The organism is Actinokineospora sp. UV203, from assembly GCF_056323665.1.
This window is the reverse complement of sequence record NZ_CM150484.1, coordinates 3,394,176-3,420,697: the sequence shown is the minus strand read 5'-3', so window position 1 is coordinate 3,420,697 and position 26,522 is coordinate 3,394,176. Positions and strand designations below refer to the sequence as shown.

24 protein-coding genes, 1 pseudogene and 1 riboswitch are annotated in these 26,522 nt (G+C 69.5%); of the genes and pseudogenes, 14 read left to right on the top strand and 11 right to left on the bottom strand.

Annotation, left to right across the window (positions count from 1 at the left end):
- Window positions 1–124: 124 nt before the first annotated feature.
- Both trxA and ACUZ2Y_RS15995 read right to left on the bottom strand, forming a co-directional pair.
- A complete protein-coding gene (gene trxA / locus ACUZ2Y_RS16000) occupies window positions 125–502 on the bottom strand; it encodes a thioredoxin (protein ID WP_476319540.1) in 378 nt (125 codons plus the stop codon).
- A gap of 62 nt (window positions 503–564) precedes the next feature.
- Window positions 565–1,155, bottom strand: coding sequence for a TetR family transcriptional regulator C-terminal domain-containing protein (locus ACUZ2Y_RS15995; RefSeq protein ID WP_476319539.1), 591 nt, complete (start codon window positions 1,153–1,155; stop codon window positions 565–567).
- Window positions 1,156–1,229: 74 nt separating this feature from the next.
- Here ACUZ2Y_RS15995 and ACUZ2Y_RS15990 point away from each other — a divergent pair, with 74 nt between their 5' ends.
- The gene (locus ACUZ2Y_RS15990) at window positions 1,230–1,793 is read left to right on the top strand and encodes a TIGR03086 family metal-binding protein (protein ID WP_476319537.1); all 564 of its coding nucleotides are present in this window, start codon (window positions 1,230–1,232) and stop codon (window positions 1,791–1,793) included.
- Here the strand turns inward: ACUZ2Y_RS15990 and ACUZ2Y_RS15985 are convergent.
- The 4 genes from ACUZ2Y_RS15985 to ACUZ2Y_RS15970 all read right to left on the bottom strand — a co-directional run bounded on the left by ACUZ2Y_RS15985 (window position 1,782) and on the right by ACUZ2Y_RS15970 (window position 5,118).
- Window positions 1,782–2,612, bottom strand: coding sequence for a putative RNA methyltransferase (locus ACUZ2Y_RS15985; protein ID WP_476319535.1), 831 nt, complete (start codon window positions 2,610–2,612; stop codon window positions 1,782–1,784). The two genes, ACUZ2Y_RS15990 and ACUZ2Y_RS15985, sit on opposite strands and share 12 nt — an antisense overlap.
- Window positions 2,613–2,673: 61 nt before the next feature.
- Entirely contained in the window at window positions 2,674–3,384 is a 711-nt protein-coding gene (locus ACUZ2Y_RS15980) for an LPXTG cell wall anchor domain-containing protein (RefSeq protein WP_476319533.1), read from the bottom strand.
- Between the two features lie 100 nt (window positions 3,385–3,484).
- Window positions 3,485–4,867, bottom strand: a complete 1,383-nt coding sequence (locus ACUZ2Y_RS15975) for a dihydrolipoyl dehydrogenase family protein (protein WP_476319531.1) — start codon at window positions 4,865–4,867, stop codon at window positions 3,485–3,487.
- Window positions 4,868–4,905: 38 nt separating this feature from the next.
- The gene (locus ACUZ2Y_RS15970) at window positions 4,906–5,118 is read right to left on the bottom strand and encodes a KTSC domain-containing protein (RefSeq protein WP_476319529.1); all 213 of its coding nucleotides are present in this window, start codon (window positions 5,116–5,118) and stop codon (window positions 4,906–4,908) included.
- A 203-nt stretch (window positions 5,119–5,321) separates the two neighbouring features.
- On the opposite strand from ACUZ2Y_RS15970, the gene ACUZ2Y_RS15965 reads away from it, so the two are divergent.
- Together ACUZ2Y_RS15965 and ACUZ2Y_RS15960 are read left to right on the top strand one after the other, a co-directional pair.
- Window positions 5,322–7,241: a serine/threonine-protein kinase gene (locus tag ACUZ2Y_RS15965; protein ID WP_476319527.1), complete on the top strand. Its 1,920-nt coding sequence runs from the start codon at window positions 5,322–5,324 to the stop codon at window positions 7,239–7,241.
- 66 nt (window positions 7,242–7,307) lie between these two features.
- Window positions 7,308–7,825, top strand: a pseudogene (locus tag ACUZ2Y_RS15960) (LLM class flavin-dependent oxidoreductase).
- 4 nt (window positions 7,826–7,829) lie between these two features.
- Here ACUZ2Y_RS15960 and ACUZ2Y_RS15955 read toward each other — a convergent pair.
- Window positions 7,830–8,783, bottom strand: coding sequence for a GlxA family transcriptional regulator (locus ACUZ2Y_RS15955; RefSeq protein WP_476319524.1), 954 nt, complete (start codon window positions 8,781–8,783; stop codon window positions 7,830–7,832).
- An 86-nt stretch (window positions 8,784–8,869) separates the two neighbouring features.
- Between ACUZ2Y_RS15955 and ACUZ2Y_RS15950 the strand changes: the two genes are divergently transcribed.
- Window positions 8,870–9,094: a hypothetical protein gene (locus ACUZ2Y_RS15950; protein WP_476319522.1), complete on the top strand. Its 225-nt coding sequence runs from the start codon at window positions 8,870–8,872 to the stop codon at window positions 9,092–9,094.
- Here ACUZ2Y_RS15950 and ACUZ2Y_RS15945 read toward each other — a convergent pair.
- Entirely contained in the window at window positions 9,045–10,610 is a 1,566-nt protein-coding gene (locus ACUZ2Y_RS15945) for a dolichyl-phosphate-mannose--protein mannosyltransferase (protein ID WP_476319520.1), read from the bottom strand. The genes ACUZ2Y_RS15950 and ACUZ2Y_RS15945 overlap by 50 nt on opposite strands.
- Before the next feature lie 289 nt (window positions 10,611–10,899).
- On the opposite strand from ACUZ2Y_RS15945, the gene rsmI reads away from it, so the two are divergent.
- The 8 genes from rsmI to ACUZ2Y_RS15905 all read left to right on the top strand — a co-directional run bounded on the left by rsmI (window position 10,900) and on the right by ACUZ2Y_RS15905 (window position 20,791).
- Window positions 10,900–11,718 (top strand): 16S rRNA (cytidine(1402)-2'-O)-methyltransferase, encoded by an 819-nt coding sequence (rsmI, locus tag ACUZ2Y_RS15940; protein ID WP_476319518.1) that lies wholly within the window; start codon window positions 10,900–10,902, stop codon window positions 11,716–11,718.
- A complete protein-coding gene (locus tag ACUZ2Y_RS15935) occupies window positions 11,715–12,755 on the top strand; it encodes a DUF4185 domain-containing protein (protein ID WP_476319516.1) in 1,041 nt (346 codons plus the stop codon). Before rsmI ends, ACUZ2Y_RS15935 begins: the two co-directional genes overlap by 4 nt.
- A gap of 6 nt (window positions 12,756–12,761) precedes the next feature.
- The gene (gene metG / locus ACUZ2Y_RS15930) at window positions 12,762–14,552 is read left to right on the top strand and encodes a methionine--tRNA ligase (protein ID WP_476319514.1); all 1,791 of its coding nucleotides are present in this window, start codon (window positions 12,762–12,764) and stop codon (window positions 14,550–14,552) included.
- Window positions 14,549–15,409: a TatD family hydrolase gene (locus tag ACUZ2Y_RS15925; RefSeq protein ID WP_476319512.1), complete on the top strand. Its 861-nt coding sequence runs from the start codon at window positions 14,549–14,551 to the stop codon at window positions 15,407–15,409. Before metG ends, ACUZ2Y_RS15925 begins: the two co-directional genes overlap by 4 nt.
- A gap of 183 nt (window positions 15,410–15,592) precedes the next feature.
- Window positions 15,593–17,056: a transglycosylase family protein gene (locus ACUZ2Y_RS15920; protein WP_476319510.1), complete on the top strand. Its 1,464-nt coding sequence runs from the start codon at window positions 15,593–15,595 to the stop codon at window positions 17,054–17,056.
- Window positions 17,057–17,518: 462 nt separating this feature from the next.
- Entirely contained in the window at window positions 17,519–18,352 is an 834-nt protein-coding gene (rsmA, locus tag ACUZ2Y_RS15915; protein ID WP_476319508.1) for a 16S rRNA (adenine(1518)-N(6)/adenine(1519)-N(6))-dimethyltransferase RsmA, read from the top strand.
- Between the two features lie 90 nt (window positions 18,353–18,442).
- Window positions 18,443–18,533, top strand: a riboswitch (SAM riboswitch).
- Between the two features lie 204 nt (window positions 18,534–18,737).
- Window positions 18,738–19,742 (top strand): methionine ABC transporter ATP-binding protein, encoded by a 1,005-nt coding sequence (locus ACUZ2Y_RS15910; protein WP_476319505.1) that lies wholly within the window; start codon window positions 18,738–18,740, stop codon window positions 19,740–19,742.
- Between the two features lie 83 nt (window positions 19,743–19,825).
- A complete protein-coding gene (locus ACUZ2Y_RS15905) occupies window positions 19,826–20,791 on the top strand; it encodes a 4-(cytidine 5'-diphospho)-2-C-methyl-D-erythritol kinase (protein ID WP_091378797.1) in 966 nt (321 codons plus the stop codon).
- Here ACUZ2Y_RS15905 and ACUZ2Y_RS15900 read toward each other — a convergent pair.
- Window positions 20,788–21,312, bottom strand: coding sequence for a hypothetical protein (locus ACUZ2Y_RS15900; RefSeq protein ID WP_476319502.1), 525 nt, complete (start codon window positions 21,310–21,312; stop codon window positions 20,788–20,790). The genes ACUZ2Y_RS15905 and ACUZ2Y_RS15900 overlap by 4 nt on opposite strands.
- Before the next feature lie 189 nt (window positions 21,313–21,501).
- Here ACUZ2Y_RS15900 and ACUZ2Y_RS15895 point away from each other — a divergent pair, with 189 nt between their 5' ends.
- Window positions 21,502–23,271 carry an ABC-F family ATP-binding cassette domain-containing protein gene (locus ACUZ2Y_RS15895; protein WP_476319500.1) on the top strand — a complete coding sequence of 590 codons (1,770 nt, stop codon included), beginning with the start codon at window positions 21,502–21,504 and terminating at the stop codon, window positions 23,269–23,271.
- 18 nt (window positions 23,272–23,289) lie between these two features.
- Window positions 23,290–24,945, top strand: coding sequence for a fatty acyl-AMP ligase (locus tag ACUZ2Y_RS15890; RefSeq protein ID WP_476319498.1), 1,656 nt, complete (start codon window positions 23,290–23,292; stop codon window positions 24,943–24,945).
- Window positions 24,946–25,137: 192 nt separating this feature from the next.
- Here ACUZ2Y_RS15890 and ACUZ2Y_RS15885 read toward each other — a convergent pair whose 3' ends face one another.
- The gene (locus ACUZ2Y_RS15885; RefSeq protein WP_476319496.1) at window positions 25,138–25,863 is read right to left on the bottom strand and encodes a DivIVA domain-containing protein; all 726 of its coding nucleotides are present in this window, start codon (window positions 25,861–25,863) and stop codon (window positions 25,138–25,140) included.
- Between the two features lie 12 nt (window positions 25,864–25,875).
- Window positions 25,876–26,451 carry an aminoacyl-tRNA hydrolase gene (pth, locus tag ACUZ2Y_RS15880; RefSeq protein ID WP_476319494.1) on the bottom strand — a complete coding sequence of 192 codons (576 nt, stop codon included), beginning with the start codon at window positions 26,449–26,451 and terminating at the stop codon, window positions 25,876–25,878.
- Between the last annotated feature and the right edge of the window lie 71 nt (window positions 26,452–26,522).

The window sequence follows — 26,522 nt, the reverse complement described above, 5'->3', positions numbered from 1 at the left end:
GGTGCGATCGGCACGCCTGACCCAGCCCTTCCGGAGTGGTTGCTTCGTTTCGCTCGCGGGCTGAGGCTGAACGCAGCAAAGCCCCGCGAGGGTGGGCGCGGGGCTTCGCTGTGTGTGTGGGGGGTTATTCGGCGGGTTGGGTGGTGTTCTGGTCGGCTACCTGGGCGTGGACTTCGGCCATGTCGACGGCCTTCACCTGGGTGATCAAATCCTCCAGGGCGTTCGGCGGAAGCGCACCGGGCTGGGAGTACAAGACCACGCCCTCGCGGACCGCCATGACCGTCGGAATGGACGAAATGCCGAAAGCCTGCGCGAGCTGCTGCTGAGCCTCGGTATCGACCTTGGCGAAGACCACATCGGCGTGCTGCTCCGACGCCTTCTCGAACGTCGGGGCGAACTGGCGGCACGGACCACACCAAGCGGCCCAGAAGTCCACCAGGACGGTGCCACCACCGCCCACGACCTCATCGAAGTTCTCGGTGGTCAATTCGACCGTCGCCACAGGACCTCCTAGGTAAGGGCGTGCTGTCTGCGGTTCAACGAACCACGCCCATAGAACATTCCCTACCCCAGCTTGGCGTGAATACCCGCCTCAGCCCGGCGGTAAGCCTCATCGTCGCCAGTGAGCACCGACACCGCGTTCGACGCCCGGGCCAGCGCGTCAATCTCGAACGCCAGCTGCGCGGCATCAGTGCCCGCGGGCAACTGCCCCCGCACGACCGCCTCCTCGACCATCCCGACGAGCACCGCCATCCAACTGCGGAAAGAACCCACCACCGCGTCATGCACCCGGCCCTCACGGGCATCGAACTCAGCCGACGCGGCGGCGAAAAAACAACCACCGGGGAAGATCCGGGTCCGCGAATACGTGATCCAGTTGTCGACCAGCGCCCGCAACCTCGGCAACCCCAGCTCAGCTGCGCGCGCCGGGCGGATCACCTGCTCGACGAACACCTCCTCCGCGTAAGCGAGCGTCGCCAGCTGCAGCTCCTCCTTCGAGCCGAAATGGGCGAAGATCCCGCTCTTGCTCAGCTCCAGCTCCCCGGCCAGCCTGCCGATCGTCAACCCGTCCAGCCCCTCGACGGACGCGATCTCCGCGGCGCGGCGCAGCGTGATGCGCCGCGTCTCCGCGCCCCGCGCCAGCCGACCATCCATGCGAGCAATCTAGACGACCCGACGATCATGTGGAACTATCTAACCGATCGTTCGTACATATTTCTGGAGGGGTCATGGACATCAGGGCACTGGACCGGCGGGCCGTCGAGGTCACCGGCGGGATCATCGACCGGCTGACCGACGAGCAGCTCGACCTCGCGTCGCCCTGCTCGGAGTGGACGGTTCGCGGCGTCATCGGGCACATGGTGGGCAACAACCACGGGATGCTGGCCAAGCTCGCGGGGCAGGCTCCGCCGGCGGAGGCCGAGCTGGACGCGGACCCGCGGGCGGACTTCCATGAGACCGCCGGGGCGTTCCTGGCGGCCTTCGGAACCGACGAGGCGCAGGAGGCCCCGTTCGAGCTGCTCGGTGTGGAGCGCACCGGGGCGGTGGCGCAGTCGGTGCACTTCGCCGACGTCCTCGTGCACGCGTGGGACATCGCGTCGGCGGCCGGGATCGACCTGCGGTTCGACGAGGATCTGGCCGAGGCGGCGGTCAAGGTCGTCAGCCGCTTCCCTGAGGAGTTGTGGGGCCCGGGTGGCGCGTTCTCCGCGCGGCTGCCCGTCGCCGAGGGCGCGTCGGCGCACGAGCGGCTGCTCGCGCTGACCGGGCGGGCGCCGGTGGCCTCAGCCGCCTGACGGCCGGTAGGCGCTCACGGTGACCGATCCGGTCACCGTGAGCGGATCGGCCAGCGCGGTGATCCGTTCACGGACCTCTGCGGCGACGGTGTGGAAAGCGTTGGGGCCCATGCCCACCAGCGTGCTTACGTCGTGGTGCGACAGGGTCATCGAGAACTCGCGGTCGGTCTGCTCGACGAGGTCGAAGTGCGGGGCCAGGCGTTCGTCGATCCGGCTCTGCTTGTCCTCCTCGACCGCCAGCAGGTCCAAAGTGGACACCAATTCGGCCAGGTGCCGTGAGGTCGGGGCGACCACGACCAAGGTGCCCTCGGGCCGCAGGATCCGGCGCAGTTCCGCGGGGTTGCGCGGGGCGAAGATGTTGAGCACGAGACCCGCGGCGGCAGGCCGCACCGGCAGCGGCTGCCACGCGTCGCAGCCGACCGCGCCGATCAGGGGGTGGGCGCGGGCGGCCCGACGCAGCGCGGGCTTGGCGGCGTCCAGCGCGAGCCCCACGCGGTTCCCGAACCGGTCGAGGACGGCGGCGAGGTAGTAGCCGGTGCCCGCGCCGATGTCCACGACGCAGCCGGGTCCCGGCCGGGCGGCGCCGACGATCGCCTCGACGATCGGGGCGTAGTGGCCCGCGCCGAGGAAGGCCGCGCGGGCGTCGACCATCTCGGGGGTGTCCCCGGTGAACGTCGAGGCGCCGCGCAGCAGGCTCACATAGCCCTGGCGGGCGATGTCGAAGCTGTGCGACCGCGCGCACCGCAGAGTCCCGGACTCGATGGCCAGGGCGCCGCCGCACAGCGGGCAGGCCAGGAACGGGACGGCGTCGGCGAGCATGGGGCGACCCTACGACGAGGGCCCGGGCGACAGTGTCGCCCGGGCCCTCGGTCTAAGTGGATCAGTTACGACGCAGGACCGCGTTGCGGATGCGCGGGACGCCCATCAGCAGGCCGCCGCTGAGCAGCAGCGCGGCGCCGAGGAAGATCATCCAGCCGACGTTCGCGCCGGTGTCGGGCAGGTTGTTGTCGTCGCCAGGGGCAGGCGCGACGGTCGTGGTGGTGATCGGCGCCGTCGTCGTGGTACCGGCCGAGGTCGTGGTGGTGGTGGACCCACCCGTCGTCGTGGTCGCGCCGGTCGTGGTGGTGGTGGTCTTGGTGGTGGTGGTGGTGGTCGTCGTGGTGGTGGTCTTCACGCCACAGACAAACCAATGGCTGATCTCCGCGGGCTGCTGGCTGTTGCCCGGCGTCAGCGGCGCGTGCAGGTCGAGCCACGGCAGCACGCCGAGGAGGGCGGCCTCGTAGCGGTTGTACGCAGGCCCACCCTTGACGATCACACCGGTGACGGTGGTGCCCGCGGGGACGGCGGTGATGTCGATGTAGGTGTTGGTCGCGTCGATGGAGAAGGTCACCGTCACACCCGTGCTGCCCGGCCAGAGCGTGGGGCAGTCGGCGACGGTGATGTTGTCGCCGGCCGGAGTCGGGTGCGATGTGGCGCGGGGGTCACCCGAGGGGGGAGTGTCCTGCTGCGCGGCGCCCACGGTGCCGGACGACGCCAGCATCATGCCGGCGGTGATGGTGGCGAACGCGACCGTTGAAATGAACCTACGCATGAAGGGCTCCAGAGAGTTTCCCGCGAACCTGATGACTGGGTATTTGTACACCCAAACGGCCGAGGCCGATCAGTGGGTACGGACTAAGTGGAGTTCGTGCTCATCTTGTTGCCGTTTGGAGATCCTCCAAGGCGTCCCCAACAGCGCGGTGGAATGTCGGATACGCGAGGATCATGTGCCGCAATGTGCTGATGGGAACTTGCGCGTGCACGGCCAGGGTGAGCATGCCGAGGACCTCGCCGCCGGTCGGGCCTGCCGAGGTCGCGCCCACCAGGATGCCGCGATCGGTGTCGGCGACCAGCTTGACCAGGCCTTCGTTGCCGATCTTGTGGATCCAGCCGCGCGCCGACGACTCGACCTTGGCCATCCCCGTCCGCACGTTGATGCCCGCCTCGCGGGCGGCGGACTCGGTCAGGCCGACCGAGCCGACCTCGGGATCGGTGAACGTCACCCTCGGCACCGCCCGATAGTCCGCACCGGGGGAGTCCTCGCCGAGGATGTCGGCGACCGCGACGCCCGCCTGGTACATCGACATGTGGGTGAACGCGCCCTCGCCGACCACGTCGCCGATCGCCCACACGCCGTCGGCCGCCCGCATGTGCTTGTCGACCTTGATCCCCTTGGCCGAGTCATCGAGCCCGACGGCGGCGACGCCCAGCGCGGCCAGGTCGGTGCGGCGGCCCGCGGCGACGAGGAGTTGCCGGGCGGACACTGGATCTCCGCCGTCGAACTCGAGGGTGAACCGGTCGCCGTCGTGGCTCGCGGAGGTGATCTTCGCGCCGGTCCGCACGGTGATGCCCTCGGCGGCGAACCGCTCGGCGATCAGCGCCCCCGCTTCGGGCTCGTCGAGGCCCAGTAGCCGGTCCTGCGCCTCGACCACCGTGACATCCGCGCCGAAACGGGCGAAGACCTGGGCGAACTCGCAGCCCACCGGACCGCCGCCGAGCACGATCAGCGACTCGGGGACCTCTTCGACGGCGACGGCTTCGCGGTTGGTCCAGTGCGGTGTGTCGGCCAGACCCGGCACGGGCGGGAGCGCGGGCTCGGTGCCCGGGTTGAGCACGATCCCCATGCGGGCGGTGACCCGTTCTTCGCCCGAAGGTGTGAACACGACAAGTTCACCCGAACCGGTGATCCGCGCACGGCCACGCAGGAACCTCGCTCCCGCCTTGGTGAGCCGCTCCACCGCCACGGTGTCGTCCCAGTCGGCCGTGGCCTCCTCGCGGATGCGCTTGGCGACCGGCGCCCAGTCCGGTCGCACCTCGGCGGACCCGCTCAGGTCCGCGACCCGACGCGCCTCCGTGAGGGCGTCGGCGGCGCGGATCATCATCTTCGTCGGCACGCACGCGTAGTACGGGCACTCGCCACCGACCAGCCGGGCCTCGATCCCCACGACCGACAGGCCTGCCTCGGCCAGCCGCGTGGCGACGGATTCGCCGCCCGGTCCGAGACCGACCACGGCGATGTCGACGGTGAGAGCCATCTGTGTCCACCCTTCTGGAACCAACACTCCCGGGCCCGCTAGCGCACTCGCAGGAACTCGTGGCTGTCGCGGATCTCGCGGTTGAGGAACGCCCCGACGCTCGGCGCGGACATCAACGCCCAGTACAGCCGCTTGGCGACGCCCAGGTACTGGTAGACGTTGCCGTTGCGGAACTCGACCTCGAGGGTCTCCGTGGTCGCGTCGTAGCCCACCGCCGCGACGCTCGCCGAAGCGAGAGCCTGTCTGCGCATCTTCCCCGCCCACGATTCGATCTCGGTGCCTCACCGATACCTTGCCACCGAACGCCTGATGCGTCTGCCTCACTTCGTGAGCTGTGGACAACCTTGACGGCTCGTTCGGCGTCCCTGTGGATGAACGGCCCGCCCGGGCCGCCGATCGGCATACGCTGGTTTCCGGCGCACCCGGCGCCGCCTTGAGAGGAGCTGTACTCGAAGTGCTGGACCTCGCGGCTTCCCTGCTGTCGTTCGCGCACAGCCTTTTCGGGCCGGGGCTGTGCCCCGGCGACTGGGTCTGGGCTACGAGCACGGCCGGAGCGCTGATCGCCCTGCTGCCGGTCATCGGCTCGGTGACGGTCGCGCTGGTCCGCAAGGTCACCGGCAACCTCTACAACCCGGTCACCTACGGGGTGTTCGGCGCCATCGGCGCGTTCTTCGCGTTCCTGATGCCGTGGCTGCTGTTCAACGGTGTGAGCGGGGTCTTCCGCGGTGTTTTCGCCAAGGATCCGACGATCAAGCTCGTCGGGTCCGGCAGCATGGACGCCGGCTTCTGCTGGGTCGGTGCGCAGGACGCGTACCTCGGTGGCGGGGCCAACGTCTATGAGGTCCTCTTCCACAAGTTCGAGGACACTCCGGTCTACCTGCTGCGACTGGTCTTCCTCGTGGTGGTTCCCGCGATCTGCCTGCTGTTCGTGATCCTGCAGGCCCGTGCCGCGACCCGCCGCGGCCCGCGCTGGGTGAGCAGGCTCGTCTGGGTCCCGTTCGCGCTGATGATCGCGCTGAGTGTGCCGGTCGAGGCCAACACCGCGTCCCACCTGTGGCTGGGCTTCCTGCCGATCTCGGTGCTCGGCCTGATCCCGGCCTACGTCATCGGCCCGCCGAGCTGGTCGACGATCGAGCGCAGCCACCAGAAGCCGGAGCCCGCCGCGCCGCAGCAGTCCGGCATGGGCGCGCGCCCGCAGACCCCGCCGCGGCAGACGCCGCCTCCGCAGCCGCAGAACAAACAACCCAACAAGGCCGTGCCGCCCTACGTGCCGCCCGCGCCGCTGCCGCCGTACCAGCCGCCCGCGCACGTCCCCGGCTATCCGCCGCAGGTCCCGGTGAAGCCCGTGCAGAAGCCCGCGCCCTATGTGCCCCCTGCTCTCAATCCGACGCTGCACGACCCCAACCCCGAAGGCCTCGGCGCGATGGCCCGGCTGGCCGCCGACCCCGGCCCGCTCCCGTTCGCCCCGCGCTCGGCCACCCCGCCCCCGCCGCCGGTCAAGCCGTCCGGCAGCCGCTTCCGCAAGGTTCGGGCCCTGGGCCAGGGCGGGTTCGGCACGGTGTGGCTGGCCGTGGACACCCAACTCGACCGCACGGTCGCGGTGAAGATGGCGCACGCCCCCGACGCCGAGACCGAGGAGCGCATGCTCCGCGAGGCCCGGGCGCTCGCGGCGGTCCACCACCCGAACTGTGTGCGGGTCTACGACATCGTCTCCGAGCCCGAGGGCCTCGGCCTGGTCATGGAGTACATCGAGGGTCAGCCCCTCGCCGACCGCGTCGGCACCGGCGGCCCACTCGACGACCTGGCCGTCGCCCGACTGTGGATCACCATGGCAGGCGCCCTGTCCGCCGCGCACGCCAAGGGCGTCCTGCACCGCGACGTCAAGCCGTCGAACGTGATCATCGACCCGGACGGCAACGCCCACCTGATCGACTTCGGCATCGCCCGCTCGCAGGGTGACTCCACCCTGACCGCCACCGGGATGATGGTCGGCACCCCCGACTTCCTCGCCTCGGAAACCGCCGCGGGCGCCAACGCCACCCCAGCCTCGGACGCTTGGCAGCTGGCGGCCACCGTGAGCTTCGCCCTCACCGGCAAACCCCCGCGCGGCACCCGCGAGAACGCCATGGCCGCCCTGATGGCCGCCGCGAAGGGCGAACCGGTCACCCAGACACCCCAGCAAAGCGCCCACCGCAGACTTCTGCTGGCATCCCTCGACAACGAACCGGCACGACGCCCCACCCTGCGCGCGGTCGCCCGCGAACTCAGCGACTGGATGGCCCGGGAAGGCCACACGGAGACAGGCCCGGTGACGCAGATAGTCCGCCGCGACGACATCGACAAGGTGGACCGCACCCGGCATCTGCCCGGATAGCGCGGCAAACACCACGAGTGCCCGAACGGACCAGGCAGACAGAGATCGCGCGACCAAGCTGAGATCATGGACGTGAGGATCTTCACGGAGCCTCAGCAAGGCGCGTCCTACGCCGATCTCCTGCGAGTCGCGCGGGCCAGTGAGGCCGCGGGCTACGACGGGTTCTTACGCTCCGATCACCCGCCGCGCCATAGGTGGCTCCGGCGAGCCCGGCCCCGCTGACGCCTGGACAACGCTGTCCGCCCTGGCCGTCCAAGACCGAACGCATCCGCCTCGGCGCACTCCTCACCGCCGCCACGTTCCGCCTGCCCGGGCCGCTGGCGATCACCGTCGCCCAGGCCGACCAGATGTCCGGCGGACGTCGACTTCTCGCCCCAGATTGGGTCCATAGGAGTTCGGCCCCCGCCGCTCGGTTGACGGAGGACGAGCGGCGCGCGAACCCGCTCGCGGGCACGCCCGCCGAGATCGTCGACCAGCTCGGTCCGTGGCGGGAACAGACCGGCGTCACCCGCGTCTACCTGCAGGTCATGGATCTGGCCGACCTCGACCAACTGGAGCTCTTCGCCGCCAAGGTGGCGCCGTAGGCGCTCAGCGCGGCGTGGCGAAGTTTCGGCGGTAGTCCTTCGGCGAGACACCGACGATCTTCTGGAAGTGGTGCCGCAGCAAGGCCCCGGTCGCGAACCCGCACCGGTTTGCCACCTCGTCCACCGAGGCCGAGGTCTCCTCCAGCAGCGTCCGAGCGTGCAGCACCCGCTGCATCGACAGCCATTTCAGCGGCGTCGTCCCGGTCTCGGCGACGAAGCGGCGGGCGAAGGTGCGCTCCGACATCCGTGCGCGTTCCGCGAGCGCGGCCACCGAGTGGTCCTCGGCCAGGTTCTCCACCATCCACGTCAGGATCGGCGTCAAGCTGTCGCCGGTGCACTCGGGCACCGGCAGTTCCACGTACTGCCGCTGACCGCCGTCGCGCTGCGGCGCCACGACCATCCGGCGGGCGATGGCGGTGGCCACCGCCGAGCCCATCTCGCGGCGGACCAGGTGCAGGCAGGCGTCGATGCCCGCCGCCGTGCCTGCGCTGGTGATGATGTCGCCGTCGTCGACGAAGAGGACGTCCGGGTCGACCTTCGCCAGCGGAAAGCGCTCGGCGAGCAGGCCCGCGTGCCGCCAGTGGGTGGTGCAGCGGCGCTGGTCGAGCAGGCCGGTGGCGCCGAGCAGGAAGGCGCCGCTGCAGACCGACAGGATCATCGAGCCGCCCGCGTGGGCCGCGCGGAGGGCGTCGAGGACAGCCGGCGGGTAGGAGTCGCGGATCTGGCACGCCGGCAGGGCGATCAAGTCGGCTCCGTCGAGGGCCGACAGGTCCAGGGTGGGGACCATCGGCACGCCGACGCTGGACGGGACCGGCCTGCCCGCCACTTCCCCGCACACCCGGAATTCCACGGGCGGCACGCCGTCCTCGGTTCGGTCGATCCCGAACACCTCGCAGATCACGCCGAACTCGAACGGCGCGAAGCCGTCGATCAGCACTGCCGCCACGCTCTTCAGCATGCCCGAAGACTAGCTGGCAGGATTTTGTCGCACAAGGTCAGTTCTGCCACTGGTGGCAGTAAAGAGTGCAGCGCAAACTTAGTGCCATGGAACTCGTACTCATCGCCCTCGCCGCCCTTCTGGTCTACGGATTGGACCGCAACCACCACCGGCAGCCCGAACCCCGTCCGCGCCTGGCCGGACGGTCCGACATCGAAGACCGCGACCTCGTCCGGGTCGCCGCCGACCTCCGCACCGCGCGGCCCGAGCCGCGTGAGCGCCCTACCGCCAGGACGGCAGCCAGAGTTCAGCTTGCCATCGGGTCTCGGTGATCGAGTCACCGTTGAGGATCGGCCAGAGCCAGACGAAGTTGGCCACGACCATGCCCACGTACAGCGCGACGACCAGTAGACCGGTGCCCCGCCGCTCGGCCCCGTCCCGGACCCGACCCAGGATGTGGCCGAGCGGCAGCACCAGCCCGAGCACCAGGAACGCCGCGATCGGCGTGACGTAGAAGAAGTACATCTGCCGGTCGAGGTTGATGAACCACGGCAGCAGGCCCGCCAGGTACGCGGTGATGACGGCGGCGTAGCGCCAGTCGAGCCGCGCCACCATCCGCCACAGCCCCCACGCCAGCATCGGAAGCGCGAGCCACCACAGCGCGGGCGTGCCGATCAGCATCGTCGCGGCGACGCACTTCGCCTCGCCGCAGCCCAGCGTGGAGCCCTCGTAGTAATAGAGCATCGGCCGCAGACCCATCGGCCACGTCCACGGCTTCGACTCCCACGGGTGCTGCTTGTTCGGGTCCGTCACCAGCTCGCTGTGGAACTTCAGGACCTGCTCGTGGAACTGGAACAACGACCCGAACGCGCCCTTGATGACACCCCACGGCCCGCTGTCGGCGGTCGGCTCCAGGTGCCGGTCGATCCCGGTCTCGCTGCCGAACCAGCCCCACCAGGTCGACAGGTACGCGATCGCCGCGACACCGATGAAGGCCCACAGCGCGGGCAGGAGATCACGCAGCGCCGTGCCGATCCACGGGTGCCGAACACCCGCGGCACGCCGGGCCGTCACGTCGAACAGGACCGTGAGCAGCCCGAACGCGGCGATGAAGTACAGCCCGGACCACTTGACGCCACAGGCCAGGCCGAGCAGCACACCGCCCAGCAGGCGGAACCAGCGCACACCCAGCCGAGGCCCGTATGCCGAGTCGCCCGCCCAGCCCTCCGCGACCGCCACCGCGAGCCGTGACCGGACCTGGTCGCGGTCGACCAGCAGCGCGGCGAACGCGGCCAGGATGAAGAACGCCAGGAAGGCGTCGAGCATCCCCATCCGCGACTGCAGGTGGGACACGCCGTCGCAGATCAGCAGGATTCCCGCGATCGCGCCGAGCAGTGTCGACCTGGTCAGCCGCCGGGCGATGCGGATGATCAGCACGACCATCAGCGCCCCGGCGAGCGCCGCGGTGAACCGCCAGCCCCACCCGTTGTAGCCGAAGAGCGACTCGCCGAACGCGATGAGCGTCTTGCCCAGCGGCGGGTGGACGGTCAGCCGGTAGCCGGGGTTGTCCTCGAACCATCCGTTGCGCAGCATCTGCCACGCCTGCGGCACGTAGTGCTTCTCATCGAAGACGGGCGTGCCGTTGTCGGTGGGGCTGCCGAGGTTCTGGAACCGGACGAAGCCGCCGATCAGCCCGAGGACGGCGGTGACGATCCAGCCGCGCAGCCGGTCGGTCGGCATCGGCTTGCCCAGCAGCCGGTCGCGTACCGACTCGGTGGCGTCGGCTTGCCGAGGCGCCGGGTCCGGACCGACCCGGTCGGCCTCGTCTTCGGCTACGAGGAGGCTCACGAGGGGAGATGGTAGGGCGCGAAGTGTTATCCCCGCGTCGGGATAGCCGAGATCACGCGAACTCACTCATGGAAAGTGAGGCGAACGGGTGGCTATTGTGCGCCGGTGACTTACCGCCCGGATGGTCACGGTCTCATCCGCCGCGGTCGTCCGGCCCCGGGCGCGCGGACTGGTGGTGCGCGATGACGGTGGCATCATCCGGCGGGGCGGAGCGACGATCACGCCGGCCTGGTCGCACTTCGGCCTGCTTGGATCCGTGGTGGTCAGGCTCCGCCACTAGGCTTCGGCGATGCTCGTTCTCGCCGCGACCCCCCTGGGTGACTCCCGTGACGCGTCCCCAAGGCTGGTCGAGGCGTTCACCAACGCCGACGTCATCGCCGCCGAGGACACGCGCCGCACCCGCAACCTGATCAGCGCACTGGGGGTCACCCCAACGGGCCGGATGGTCAGCTTCTACGACGCCGTGGAGACCAGCCGCATCGCCGGTCTTGTCGAGGCGATCCAGGAGGGCAAGTCCGTTCTCCTCGTCACCGACGCCGGAATGCCCAGCGTCTCCGACCCGGGGTACCGCCTGGTCGCCGCCTGCGTCGAGGCCGACCTGCCGATCACCTGCCTGCCCGGCCCGTCCGCGGTCACGACCGCGCTGGCGCTGTCCGGGCTGCCCTGCGACCGGTTCTGCTTCGAGGGTTTCGCCCCGCGCAAGCCGGGGGAGCGGCGCAAGTGGCTCTCCGCGCTGGCGACCGAGCCGCGCACCGCTGTCTTCTTCGAATCACCGCACCGCATCGCGAGCCTGCTCGCCGACGCCGCCGAGGTGCTCGGCGCCGACCGGCGGGCCGCCGTGTGCCGGGAGCTGACCAAGACCTACGAAGAGGTTCGCCGCGGCGGCCTGGCCGAGCTCGCCAAGTGGGCCGAGGACGGGGTGCGCGGGGAGATCACCGTGGTCCTCTCCGGCGCCGAACCCGTCGAGACCCCCGACCTGGCGACCCTCGTCGAGCAGGTTCGCGAGCTGGCCGCCGCGGGCACCCGGCTCAAGGACGCGGCCGCCGAGGTCGCCGCCGAGCACGGGGTGAGCAAGAAGTCCCTCTATGACGCGGCGGTCGCCAAATGATCCGGGTGGGCGAGACGACGCTGGTCTCCCAGATCACCGGCCACGAGTCGACCAACCTGACCGCCGAGCGCTACGGCATCCATGCCACCGACCTCGGCATCATGTGGGACGACAGCGCGGGCCGCACGTTCGTCGTCTTCGGCGACACCTACGGTCCGGGCTGGCGGGGCGACGGCGCGGGGACCGACGACGACGCCGACTGGCGCTGCAACGTGCTCGCGATCGTCGCCGAGCGCGACCTCGACAACGGTCTCAAGATCGAGTCCGTGGTCGCCCAGGACGATGGCATGGCCCGGCAGATCCTCGACCGCGACGCCGAGAGCGTCGAGGAGACCGTGATCCCGTGCGCGGGCATCGAGATCGACGGCGTGCACTACCTGCACTACATGTCCGTGCGGAACTGGGGACCGCAGGGCAAATGGGTGACCAACTACGCGGGCATCGCCTTCTCCCGCGACGGCGGCCACACGTGGGACAAGCCGTGGCGCTCCCGCTGGATCAACCGGGCCGAGCACGACCACCCGTTCCAGATGGGCGCATTCGCCCAGCAGGGCGACCACCTCTATCTCCTGGGCACGCCGAACGGCCGCTGGGGCGACACCTACCTCGCCCGTGTGTCCACAAAGGACATTCTGGAGCCGGCGGCTTACGAGTACTGGACCGGCGAGACTTGGCACCCGAAGGACCCGTTCGCGGCCAAGCCCGTCTTCACCGGCCCGGTCGCCGAGCTCTCGGTGCTCTACAGCAAGCACTTCGACCGCTGGCTCGCGCTGCACCTCGACGAGTCGAAGGCGGCCATCGTGCTGCGCACGGCACAGGAGCTGACCGGGCCGTGGACCGATGGCCAAGTCGTCGCCGACGGTGACCGCTACCCGGGTCTCTATGGCGGGTTCCTGCACCCGGAGTCGGCCAACGGGCCAGTCATCTACTACGCCATGTCGCGATGGTCGCCCTACAACGTGTACTTGATGCGCACCACCCTGCACCATCCGGGCGTCACCTCGGTGCACCCGCCCGGACCGACGTCCGTACGCTAAGCGGTCATGAGCGCCCCCGTGTTGACCGCGGTGGCCTGGCCCTACGCCAACGGCCCCCGCCATATCGGTCACGTCTCCGGATTCGGTGTCCCTTCGGACGTCTTCTCCCGCTACATGCGAATGTCCGGTCACCGGGTGCTCATGGTCAGCGGAACGGACGAACACGGGACTCCGATCTCGGTGCAGGCCGACAAAGAAGGCCTGACCACCCGCCAGCTCGCCGACAAGTACAACCGTGTGATCGCCGAGGACCTCCAGGGTCTCGGGCTGTCCTATGACCTGTTCACCCGCACGACCACCGGCAACCACTACAAGGTGGTCCAGGAGCTGTTCCTGGCGCTGCACCGCAACGGATACGTGCAGGCCAAGACCCAGATGGGCGCGATCAGCCCGTCCACCGGCCGCACCCTGCCCGACCGCTACATCGAGGGCACCTGCCCGATCTGCGGCTACGACGGCGCGCGCGGCGACCAGTGCGACAACTGCGGCAACCAGCTCGACCCGATCGACCTGAAGAACCCCCGCTCGAAGATCAACGGCGAGGTGCCGAAGTTCGTCGAGACCGAGCACCTGTTCCTCGACCTGCCGTCCTTCGCGGGCGCGCTGGGGTCGTGGCTGTCCACCCGCACCGGGTGGCGGCCGAACGTGCTCAAGTTCAGCGAGAACCTGCTCGGCGACATGCGCCCCCGCGCGATCACCCGCGACATCGACTGGGGTGTCCCGGTCCCGCTCGACGGGTGGCGCGACCAGCCGATGAAGAAGTTCTACGTGTGGTTCGACGCGGTGATCGGCTACCTGTCGGCCAGCGTCGAATGGGCCCGCCGCAGCGGCGACGCCGACGCCTGGAAGGAGTTCTGGACCGACCCGGCCCAGGCCTACTACTTCATGGGCAAGGACAACATCGTCTTCCACTCGCTCATCTGGCCGTCGCTGCTGCTCGGGCAGAACGGCGAGGGCGACAAGGGCGGACAGCCGGGCTCCTTCGGCAAGCTGAACCTGCCGACCGAGGTTGTCTCCAGCGAGTTCCTCACCATGAGCGGCTCGAAGTTCTCCACCTCGCGCGGCACCGTGATCTATGTCCGGGACTTCCTCAAGCAGTTCGGTCCCGACACGCTGCGGTACTTCATCTCGGTCGCGGGCCCGGAGAACCAGGACACCGACTTCACCTGGGACGAATTCATCCGCCGGACCAACTTCGAGCTGGCCAACGAGTGGGGAAACCTGGTCAACCGGTCGATCTCGATGGCGCACAAGAACGTCGGCGCCATCCCGACCCCGACCGCGCCCACGGCCGCCGACGCGGAGCTGAAGGCGTTGGCGCGCAACGCGTTCGACACCGTCGGCGAGAACCTGCGGCGCTCGCGCTTCAAGGCCGCGGCCAACGAGGCGATGCGCGTGGTCGGCGCGGCGAACAAGTATCTGTCCGATGAGGAGCCCTGGAAGCGCAAGGACGACCCGGAGCGCCGGGACACGATCCTGCACACCGCGCTGCAGGTCGTCTCCGACGCGAACACGCTGCTCACGCCGTTCCTGCCGCACTCCGCACAGCGGATCCACGAGGCGTTGGGCGGCAAGGGTGTGTGGTCCTCGCAGCCGGAGATCCGCGAGGTCGCCGACCTCGACGACCCGAGCCTGCAGTACCCGGTTCTGACCGGTGACTACGCCAATGACCAGGCCAAATGGGAATCGGTGGACATCGAGGTCGGCCGTCCGCTGGACAAGCCGTCGCCGCTGTTCGCCAAGCTCGACGCCGAACTCGGCGAGACCGGCCCAGACTGGGCTCCGATCGCCAAGTGACGTCACGCAAGGGTGATCTACCGCCGGTTCCGGAGCCCCTTCCGGGACCGGTGGTGGACGCCCACACGCACCTCGATGCCTGTGGCGCCAAGGACTTGGCGTCGGTCACCGAGGTGCTCGACCGCGCTTCCTCGGTCGGCGTCGACCGGGTGATCACCGTCGCGGACGATCTGGACTCCGCGATCTGGGCGGCCGAGGCGTCCACTTGGGACTCGCGGGTTTTCGCCGCCGTAGCGGTGCACCCGACGCGGACCGCGACCTTCGCCGATTCGGACAAAGCGGTCATCGAGGATCTGGCGCGGCGGCCCAGGGTTGTCGCGGTCGGTGAGACCGGCCTCGACTACTACTGGGACTACTCGCCCCGGGACGCGCAGGAAGAGGCGTTCCGCTGGCACATCGACCTGGCCAAACGGGTCGGCAAGCCGCTGATGATCCACGACCGCGACGCGCACGAGGACATCCTCCGGGTGCTGACTGAAGAAGGTCCACCCGAAACGGTGGTTTTCCACTGTTTTTCGGGTGATCTCGGCTTCGCGCGCCGCTGCGTCGATCAAGGTTTCGTATTGTCCTTCGCGGGACCGGTCACGTTCCGCAACGCGAAGGCGCTGCGCGAGGCGGCCGCTTTCGTGCCGCTGGAACAACTTCTGGTGGAGACGGACGCGCCATTCCTCACGCCTCACCCGTTTCGGGGTCGCCCGAACGAGCCGTACTGCGTCGCGTACACCGTGCGCGACCTTGCCGAGCTGCGCGGCATGGATGTGGCCGATCTCGCAAATTCTGTGTCCACAACCGCAAATCGCGTGTTTCGGTTGCTCGATGTGACATCGGACCTTCCGGGCGGTGAGCAATTGCGCTGAATGGGGGAACGATTGCGCCGACTGTGATGTGACGGGACTCACGACATTGCTGGATGTGTTTGCGCAACCCACCGGCGCTCGTTACTGTCCCGTGACCGAACGACTTGGGGCATCCCTGTCCCAGATCAATCCGGAGCTTTGCAATGTGGGAACGCGGCTCCCGCCTCCTGGAGGAATGGATCTGTGAGCGGTAAACAGACCGACGGCTTCGCCGACACCGACTGGTTCACGCCGGTCACCGTCGGCACGGACGGCCACGACGAGGACTTCACGGCGTGGCGTTCGGAGTTCCCGTCCGAGGATTACGACACGGGCTACTCGCCGTCTCTGAACATCACCGACCACGATGTCCGCTACGCGCTCGGCCCGCAGGCCGACGAGATCATGGCGCACGCCGGTGTCGACGTCGAAGAGCTGATCAGGCTCGTCAACGCCGAAACCACGGTCCTGCCGGTCATTCCCGACGAGGTGGCCTCCGGCCCGCGTCCGCTCACCGTCGAGGACGAGCCCGCTCCCGGTCTCATCACGGCGGTCAGACGGTGGAAGGCCTCGTTCCTCAAGGCCACCATCGCCGCGGTACTCGTGAGCTTGGTCGGCGGCGGCGCCGCGGCCATCGCGATGAACAACTCCGTCACCGTCGATGTCGACGGCCAGGCCCGCCAGATCAACACTTACGCCGACACCGTCGGTGAAGTGCTGGAAGAGGAAGGCATCAACATCGGCGAGCACGACTCGCTGAGCCCGTCCCCGACCGCCGAGATCGGCGACGACGGCAAGATCGTCCTCCAGCGCGGCCGTCAGCTGCACCTCACCGTCGACGGTGAGAAGCGCGACGCCTGGGTCCGCGCCACCACACTCGGTGAGGCCCTCAAGCAGGCCAACGCCCCCGTCGCGGGCGCCTGGATCTCCGCGGGCAACGACTCGCAGGTGCCGCTCGAAGGCATGTCGGTCGAGATCAAGACCGCCAAGGCGGTCACCCTCTTCGACGGTGGCAACGCGCCCACGCCGCTCACCACGAACGCCGTCACCGTGCAGGAACTCCTCGGCGAGCTGAAGCTGACGCTCGGACCCGAGGACGCGATCACCCCCGGTGGCGACCTCAAGATCACCTCCGGTGCTGAGGTCCGGATCAGCCGCACCGGCGTGACTGTGGTCAACCTGACCGAGCCCGTCGCGGCCCCGGTGCAGAAGATCGACGACCCGGAGATGGACAAGGGCAAGGAAACGGTCGTCGAGCCGGGCGCCCCCGGCGAGCGCATCGCGACCTACCGCATCACCCAGAAAAACGGCAAAGAGGTCAAGCGCGAGGAAATCGGCGCGAAGGAAACCATCGCGCCGAAGCCGAAGATCGTGAAGGTCGGCACCAAGAAGCCCCCCGTGCCCGTCATCCCCGACGGCCAGGTCTGGGACCGGCTCGCGCACTGTGAGGCCACCGGCAACTGGGCGATCAACACCGGCAACGGCTACTACGGTGGCCTGCAGTTCAACAAGAGCACCTGGGACGCCTACGGCGGCAGCCAGTACGCCGCGTACCCCCACCAGGCCACCCGCGAGCAGCAGATCGCCATCGCCACCAAGCTCCGCGACGCCCGCGGCGGCTACAGCGCATGGCCGCACTGCGCCAGCAAGCTCGGACTGCCCCGCTAGTCACGTACCACCGAGAGCGGCCACCCAAACCGGGTGGCCGCTCTCGGTTTGTGGCTGGGATCACACTTCGGCTGAGACGGACCGTCGCACGCGGAACGATGCCCTGCTCCCGAACGATGCCCACCCGCGGACATTGCGAACGGACCCACCCTCGGTCGACACGAGGTCCCCAACCACCCGAAGGTGCGCCCACCGCCTAAGCTCGGGAGCCCCGCCGGAAGGTGAGCCCAGGGCGCGTTCAACCGCCCGAAGGTGCACCCACGTGCCACGATTGATCCGGCGCGAACCCCGCCCGCGCAAAGCGCGAAACACGCCGCCCCATCAGCGCAACCCCCACCAGCGCAACCCCCACCCGCCCTGGGGGGCTGCCCTTGGCCAGTCTATCGGCGAGGGGCGACATTCGGGTCGATGTGGATCATGCCTGTGGATAACCCAATCCACGGCATTGCGTAGGCTCAACGGGTGACTCTCCTTGGCCCCGCGGACGTGCGAAAGCTCGCCGAACAGCTCGACGTCCGCCCGACCAAGAAGCTCGGCCAGAACTTCGTCCACGACCCCAACACCGTCCGCCGCATCGTGACCGTCGCCAAGCTCACCGACGACGACGTGGTCCTCGAAGTCGGTCCCGGCCTCGGCTCCCTGACCCTCGCCCTCCTCCCCGCCTGCAAGGCCCTCCTCGCCGTCGAGATCGACCCGGTGCTCGCCAAGCAGCTCCCCACGACCGTCGCCGACCGTGCCCCGGACCTCAAAGACCGGCTGCACGTCCTCGAAGCCGACGCCATGCGGGTCCGGGCCGAGCAGCTCCCCGTCGCGCCCACCGCCCTTGTCGCGAACCTGCCCTACAACGTCGCCGTCCCCGTGGTCCTGCACCTCCTCGCCGAGCTGCCGTCGCTGCGCACGGTGTTGGTCATGGTCCAGGCCGAGGTGGCCGACCGGATGGCTGCCGGGCCCGGCAGCAAGGTCTACGGCGTCCCGAGTGTCAAGGTCGCCTGGTACTCCGCGGCGCGAAGGGTCGCCACCGTGCCGCGCTCGGTGTTCTGGCCCGTGCCCAACGTGGACTCCGCGCTGGTCCTGATGACCCGCCGCGAGACCCCCGAGGCCGACCGCAAGACGGTCTTCGCCGTCGTCGACGCGGCCTTCGCGCAGCGGCGGAAGACGCTGCGGGCGGCGCTGGCCGGGTGGGCAGGGTCGGCGGCCCGGGCCGAAGAGATCCTCGTGGCCGCCGGAGTCGACCCCGGCTTGCGCGGCGAGCAGCTCACCGTGGACGACTTCGTCCGGATCGCTGCCCAGCGCTGACGGCTGTACTACCTCCAGAATGTGACGTTGCCCCTCTACTGCTATTGGCGGCTTGACCAGCGGACCTGTGATCGGGTGTACTCGTGTTGCATTCCATCCCGAGCGGCTGAGAGATCTGGCTCTGCGACGCCGCAGCAACCACCCATCGTTGGGCAGGTGCTACCGCCAGGAGCGATGGAGGAACTAGGCAAGATGGGAATCCTGACCAGCAGGCGAGTCATCGACCAATGCCGGCGGACCGTGACCGCATGTCGACGAATGTACGTAGCTAGCTAAACAGCTCACCCCAGCTCGTACTTTCGCCAGTCACCCTCGACTTCACCTGTCCGAATTGTCCCTTATGGACGTTCCGGCACGGTGGGTCACGCCGCGTTGGAGAAGACCCATGATCACCGTTGAAAATCTCACCAAGTCCTTCCACGGCGACACCGGCCCGGTGCTCGCCCTCGAGAACGTCACCCTTGAGGTCCCCGCCGGGACGATCACCGGCGTGGTCGGCCCGCGGGGTTCCGGCAAGTCCACCCTCGCCCGCCTGGTCTCGCTGCAGGAACGCCCGGACAGCGGCGTCATCCGCGTCGAGGGCTACAACACCGCCGCCCTCGACCCGCGCAGACTCCGGGCCGCACGCAGGCGCATCGGCGTCATCCAGCACGGCGACCTGCTGCCGCAGCGCACCGCCGCGGGCAACATCGCCATCCCTCTGGAGCAGGCCGGGATCGATGGCCCGCAGCGCCGTGACCGGGTCGGCAAGCTGCTCGACCTGATCGGCCTGACCGACAAGGCCGCCACCTACCCCGACGCCCTCACCCCCGGCCAGCGCGCCCGGGTGTCCGTCGCCCGCGCCCTGGTCGGCGACCCCGGTCTGCTGCTCGCCGACGACCCCACCAAGGGGCTCGACGCCGACGGGACCGCCGGTGTCCTCGCCGTCCTCGACCGGGCCCGCGCCGAGCTGGGCTCCACGGTCCTCATCGCCACCAGCGACGCCGGTGTCGTCCGCCGCATCGCCGACGATGTCGCGCTGCTCTCGGCGGGCCGGATCCAGGAGAGCGGGCAGCTGCTCTCGCTGATCCAGGACCCGAACAGCCAGGTCGCGCGGACCCTGCTGCCCGAGATCGACACCGTGCCCGCCGCGGGCAGGCACGACCGGGTCGCGGAAGTCATTCTGGTCGGCTTCGCCGCGGTCGGCGCGCTGCTGCCCGAGGCGGGCGCCCGGTTCGACTCGGCGATCTCCGTCGTCGGCGGCGGACTGACCCGGGTCGGCGAGACCCCGGTCGCCCGCTTCCTCATCGGCGTCAACGGCGCCCGGGCCGACGCGGCCCTGGCCTGGATCGCTGAGCGCGGCGCCCTCGTGCACCAGCCGACGGCCGTCCCGCACCTGCACGCCGCCTGACCATGACCGTGCCGCGCCGGAACCCGTCTTCCCGGGCGCTGTCCGGGACAGGGGACGCGCGAGCGTGGCCGTAGGCTTGCCGGGTGCTCGCTGTCGTTCCGCCACCGGTGACCGTCCGTGTGCCGTCCAAGGTGAACCTCCACCTTGCCGTCGGTGACCTCCGCCCGGACGGCTATCACGACCTGACCACGATCTTCCAGGCGCTGTCGCTGACCGACGAGGTCACGGTCGCGATCGCCGACGAGCCCGGGGTCGAGGTGCACGGCGAAGGCGCCGACGCGGTCCCCACGGGTGCGAGCAACCTCGCGTGGCGCGCGGTGCAGGAACTGGCCAGGCACGTCGGCCGCGATCCGGACGAGCCCAAGATCCGGGTAGTCATCAACAAGGGCATACCGGTGTCCGGCGGCATGGCGGGCGGGAGTGCGGACGCCGCGGCGACCCTGGTCGGCCTGGCGTCGCTGTGGCGGCTCGACATCACCCGCGACGAGCTGGCGGGCATCTGCGCCAAGCTGGGCAGCGACGTGCCGTTCACGCTCTACGGCGGCACCGCGCTGGGCACCGGCCGCGGCGAGAAGCTGGTCCCGGTGTTGTCTCGGCACACCTACCACTGGGTGCTGGCCTTCGATCGGCGCGGCCTGTCCACACCGAAGGTGTTCACCGAACTCGACCGCCTGCGCGACGAGGGCGACCCGCCGCGCATCGGCGCGGTCGAGCCCGTCCTGGAGGCGCTGGCCACCGGCGACCCGCGTCAGCTGGCGCTGCTGCTCGGCAACGACATGCAGGCCGCCGCGGTGTCGCTGCGTCCCGGATTGCGCCGCACGCTGCGGGCCGGGGTCAGCGCCGGAGCCCTGGCGGGCACGGTGTCCGGATCGGGCCCGACCTGCGCGTTCCTCTGCTCAGACGGCGAGTCGGCACTGCGCGTGGCGGCCGAGCTGGCAGGCGCGGGCGTGTGCCGGACTGTCCGGGTCGCGCACGGCCCAGTCCCGGGCGCCCGGGTGATCGGCGGGGACGAGACCCCCCGCCCGATCCCACCCCAGGTCCACGCTTAATAGTTCCAGCGCCAGCCCTTGACGTCGTCGGGCATGTTGTGCGGCTTGTAGATGAGCACGCCGTGCTCACTGCTGGAGTCGATCAATACGACTCCGTAGTAGCCCGAATCGGCCAGGTAGAAATCGTCCGGCAGATACCGGTGCTGCGGCAGACAAGAAGTGAAGATCCCCCGGCCCGTGACCTTGCCTTCATTGTCCTCGGTGGCGAAATCCGTCGCGCTCATCCACCAGCCCCAGTCGGGCTGGTACTCCTGCGTCGTCTGCAACACGATCGTCGCGGCGAGGTAGTGGCCGTTGTTCGGCTCCAGGCTCCCCGGTTCCGTGCACTTGACGGGCTTGACGCTGTCGAGCCAGAGGGTCGCCAGCGTCGGGCTGCCGTTGGAGCGAATGACGATCTGCCTGCCGAGGTCGGCGGCTTGCGTGGCGTCGTCACTCGGGCGTTCTTTGGAACACCCGGTAACGGTCAAGATCATTACCGCGATGGCGGCGGTGATCCGGATGGCGCGGCGAGCTACGGACATTTCACCTCCCAGTCGGTCGGACTGCACGTCAATATAGGGGCATAGGGGGCTTTTCAAACCAATTGCACAGAGAGTGCTCAGACCGTTGCGCGAATGTCGGAGCGGCTGGGCGGACCGGTGGCCGCACCTGGCCGGTTGGTAGCTTTGCCTATCGCGAGCTTCATCCAAACCCGGCGAAAGTGCAGGTAGATGGCCAACCTGGTCAACCTGGAGAACGTCAGCAAGAGCTTCGGCGTCCGACCCCTGCTCGACGAGGTGTCCCTGGGCGTCGGCCAAGGTGACCGGATCGGCGTCGTCGGGCTCAACGGCGGCGGCAAGACCACGCTGCTCGAGGTGCTGGCCGGGATCGAACCCGCCGACTCCGGCCGGGTCAGCCGGGTCCGTGACCTGCGGATGGCCGTGGTCACCCAGCGCACCGAGCTGCCGAAGGACTCGACCGTGCGGCACGCGGTCCTCGAACCCCTGGGCATCACCGAGGAACACCAGTGGGCGGCCGACCCGCGCGCCCGCTCGATCCTCGAAGGCCTGGAGATCACCACGCTGGGCTTCGACAGCCCGGTCGACACCATGTCCGGTGGCGAGCGCCGCCGGGTCGCGCTGGCCGCGACCCTGGTGCAGGAGCTGGACTTGGTCATCCTCGACGAGCCGACCAACCACCTCGACGTCGAGGGTGTGCGCTGGCTCGCCGACCACCTGATCAGCCGGGGCACCGCGCTGGTGGTCGTCACCCACGACCGGTGGTTCCTCGACACGGTCTGCACGCGAACGTGGGAAGTCGTCAACGGCAAGGTCGAGCAGTACGAGGGCGGCTACGCGGACTGGATCTACGCCCGCGCCGAGCGCGGCAGGCTCGCCGACACAATCGAGGAGAAGCGCCGCAACCTCGCCCGCAAGGAGCTGGCCTGGTTGCGCCGCGGCGCCCCCGCGCGCACGTCGAAGCCGCGCTACCGGATCGAGGCCGCCGAGGCGCTGATCTCCGACGTCCCGCCGCCGCGCGACAGCGTCGAGCTCCTGGCCTTCGCCAAGCGCAGGCTCGGCCGCACGGTGCTGGAGCTGGAGGACGTGTCCATCGCGGCGGGGGACAAGCCGATCCTCGACCACGAGACCTACCGCATCGGCCCGGGCGACCGGGTCGGTTTGGTCGGCGTCAACGGCTCCGGCAAGACGACGCTGTTGCGGCTGCTCGCGGGCGATTCCGAGCCGTCGACCGGCAAGCGCGTCCAGGGGCAGACGGTGCGGCTCGCGCACCTCACCCAGGAACTGCGTGAGCTGCCGCCTGAGCAGCGGGTCCTGGAGGCGATCGAGGAGATCGCCCGCCGGGTGACCCTCGGCAAGCAGGACCTGTCGGCCTCGCAGCTCGCGGAGCGCTTCGGCTTCCCGGCGAACAAGCAGTGGACCCCGGTCGGCGACCTGTCCGGCGGCGAGCGGCGCAGGCTCCAGCTCGCCCGGCTGCTGATGGCCGAGCCGAACGTGCTGCTCCTCGACGAGCCGACGAACGACCTGGACATCGACACCCTGCAGCAACTCGAAGACCTGCTCGACTCGTGGCCGGGCACCATGGTGGTCGTCTCCCACGACCGGTACCTGGTCGAACGCGTCTGCGACTCGGTCGTCGCCCTGTTCGGCGACGGCAAGATCACCCCGCTGATCGGCGGCATCGAGGAGTACCTGAAGATCCGCACGGCCGCCATCGCCGCCGCGGTGCCCGTCAAGTCCGGTGGCGGCACCGCGACGAAGTCGAGCGCGACCGAGCGGCGGACGGCCCAGAAGGAGCTGGCGAAGCTCGAACGCCAGATGCAGACGCTGACCACCAAGGAGAAGAAGCTGCACGCGGCGCTGGCCGAGGCCGCCACCGAGCCCGCCAAGCTGCTGGAACTCGACGCTGAGCTGCGCAAGGTCGTCGCGGACAAAGATGAGGTCGAACTCCGGTGGATGGAAGTCGCTGAACTCACCGAGTAGGCAACTAATGTTCAGGTCATGAGTCGGTTCGTTGACATGCTTGTGGCCACCGCGACGACCCGCGGATCGGCACGGGGAATCACCACCGGGGAGCCCAAGGCGCCCGTCCGGCACACGTGGGGTGAGGTGCACGAGCGGGCGCGGCGGATGGCGGGCGGGCTCGTCGCGTCGGGCCTGGCCAAACACGGCGCCGTCGCGGTCCTCGCCGCCGAGCCGGTGACCATCGCGCCCGCCGTGCAGGCCGTGTGGCTGGCGGGCGGCAGCGTGACCATGCTGCACCAGCCCACCCCGCGCACCGACCTCGCCGAGTGGGCCGAGGACACCGTGCGCGTACTGGCGATGATCGGCTCCAAACTGGTCCTGCTCGGCTCGGCGTTCGACGCGGTCGCACCGGTGCTCGACCAGCACGGCATCGGGTACCTGCGGCTGGAGGAACTCGAAGGCGAACCGCTGTCCGACGTCGTCGAGGTCGACGAGGACGCGCCCGCGCTGCTGCAGCTCACCAGCGGCTCGACCGCCGAGCCGAAGGCCGTGCGCATCACCCACGGCAACCTGTTCGCGAACCTGACCTCGATGGCCGAGGCGTCGGCGCTCGACGTCGACAGCGACATCATGGTGTCGTGGCTGCCGCTGTTCCACGACATGGGGATGGTCGGCTTCCTGACCGTGCCGATGACGGTCGGGCTGGAACTGGTGAAGGTCACCCCGGTCGACTTCCTGACCGGCCCGCTGCTGTGGGCCGACCTGATCTCGCGCCACCGCGGCACCATCACCGCCGCCCCCAACTTCGCCTACGCCCTGCTCGGTCGCCGACTGTCCGGTGTGGACGAAGAAGGCAAGTACGACTTGTCGTCGCTTCGCTTGGCGCTCAACGGAGCCGAGCCGATCGACGAGAAGGCGGTGCTGGCGTTCACCGACGCAGGCGCCCGGTTCGGTCTGCGTCCCGAGTGTGTGTTCCCGGCGTACGGCATGGCGGAGGCGACCCTCGCGGTCTCGTTCGCTTCGCTGCTCGGCGGTCTGACCTTGGACTACATCGACGCGGAGCAGCTGGAAGCGGAAAACCGTGCGGTGCCAGTGGAACCGAGCCCCGACGCCCGCTCGTTCGCCATCCTCGGCAAGCCCCTGCGCGGCATCGAAGCCTCAATCGTCGACGACGACGGCAAGGTCCTCGGCGAGCGCGAGGTCGGCGAGATCCGCCTGCGCGGCGAGGCCGTCACCCCGGGATACCTCACGGTCGACGGCCCACTCGCGACCCAGGACGCCGACGGCTGGCTCGACACCGGCGACCTCGGGTACATAGTGGACGGACAGATCGTGATCTGCGGCAGGCGCAAGGACGTCATCATCCTGGCGGGCCGCAACATCTACCCGACAGACATCGAACGCGCCGCGGCCTCGGTTGAGGGCGTCCGCGCCGGCAACGCGGTGGCGGTCCGCATCGACGCGGGCAGCAGGCGCGAACGGTTCGCGGTGGTCGTGGAGTCCAAGCTCGCGGGGGACGCGGAGCAGGAGAAGCGGCTGCGCAAGGAAGTCGGCGCACGGGTCTTCGAATCGATCAACGCCCGCCCGGTGGCCGTCGCCGTCCTCCCGCCCGGCACCCTGCCCAAAACCCCCTCAGGCAAACTCCGCCGAGCCGCCGCTGGCGAACAACTAACCGCCACCCTCCACCCCTAACCGCGAGTCGCCCCTTCCCGCAAGTGAGTCGCCCCTCCAGGCAAGTGAGTTCGACACTCGCGAGTCGCGAATGTCGAACTCACTTGCGGGAAGGGGCGACTCACTTGCGGGAAGGGGCGACTCACTTGCGGGAAGGGGCGACTCACTTGCGGGAAGGGGCGACTCACTTGCGTGGAGGGGCGACTCGCGGGGTCAGGATTCGCGGTGGCGGAGTTCTTTGGTCCAGGCGGCGATGAGGGCGTCGACGGCGGCGGGGTCGTAGCCGTGGCCGGCGAAGAACGTCAGGTTCAGCCGGGTGTTCGCGATCTCCGCCGAGGTGGGCCTGCCATCGTATTTCGTGGCGGCGTGGGCGAGTGCCCGGGCCAGCCGCTCGACCTCGCCAGGCCGGTAGCCGCGGATACCGGGCGGCGCGGGCGGCAGCGGCAGGAAGATGGTCTGCCCATCCGTCACGCGCTCGTCCACCGGCTCGTGCGGTGCGGGCGGAGGAGCGGGGGTCTGCGACCTGGCGGGCGCCGAGACCTGTCCCGGCGCGTGCCGCACGGCGGGCATGGGCCGCATGGGCGCCGAACTCTGACCAGGAGCCGCCGGGCGGGCGGCCGGAGTGGCCTGGGCGGGTCGGGCGGCGACCGGGTGGATTTCCTCCGTGTTGTGGGGCTCCGGGTCTTCGCGGTCGTCCATCTCGGTGGCGACCATGTCCAGGAACGCGTCGACCTGGTCTTCGTTGTACCCGCGCTTCACCAGGGGAGCGGCGTCGAACACCACGCGGCGGACTTCGGCTGAGCTCAGCGTTCCCTTGCCCGCCAGCGCGGCTTCGACGAGGTCGAGGAAGTCGTCGACCTGGTCTTCGTGGTAGCCGCGCTTGCCGAAGGGGGCCTTGTCGAAGGTGACGGCCCGCACGGCCTCAGGGGTCAGCGACATCTTCAGCTCCAGTCAGGATGCGTGAAAGGCGTTCTGCGCGGCTTCGAGACCCTGGGCGACCAGGGCCTCCACCGCGTCGGCGCAGCGGTCGATCTCGAACGCCAGCTCTTTGCGCTCCGCCGCGGCGAAGTCGCGCAGGACGTAGTCCGCGGGGTCCATCCGACCGGGTGGCCTGCCGATGCCGAACCGCACCCGGTGGTATTCCTTGCTGCCCAAGGACTTGGTGATCGACCGGAGTCCGTTGTGGCCGTTCTCGCCACCGCCGAGCTTGAGTCGGACCGTGCCGAACGGCAGGTCTAGCTCGTCGTGGATGACGATGAGGTTCTCCTGCGGCGCCTTGTAGAACTTCGCCGTGCCGACGACCGCGCCCCCGGAGAGGTTCATGTACGAGCGTGGCTTGGCGAGCACCACCCGGGTGCCCGCGAGCCGCCCCTCCAGCACGTCGGCGCCGGACTTGTGTGCCTTGAACTTGCCGCCCACCCGCGCCGCCAGTTCGTCGGCGACAAGAAATCCGATGTTGTGCCGATTGCCCGCGTACTGCGGGCCGGGGTTGCCCAGCCCCACGACGATCATCGGTGCGTCGCTCATCTCAGCTCCTGTAAATCACCGATGCCCCGGACCAGCGAACGACTGGGCCGGGGCATCGGAAGATGGTGCGG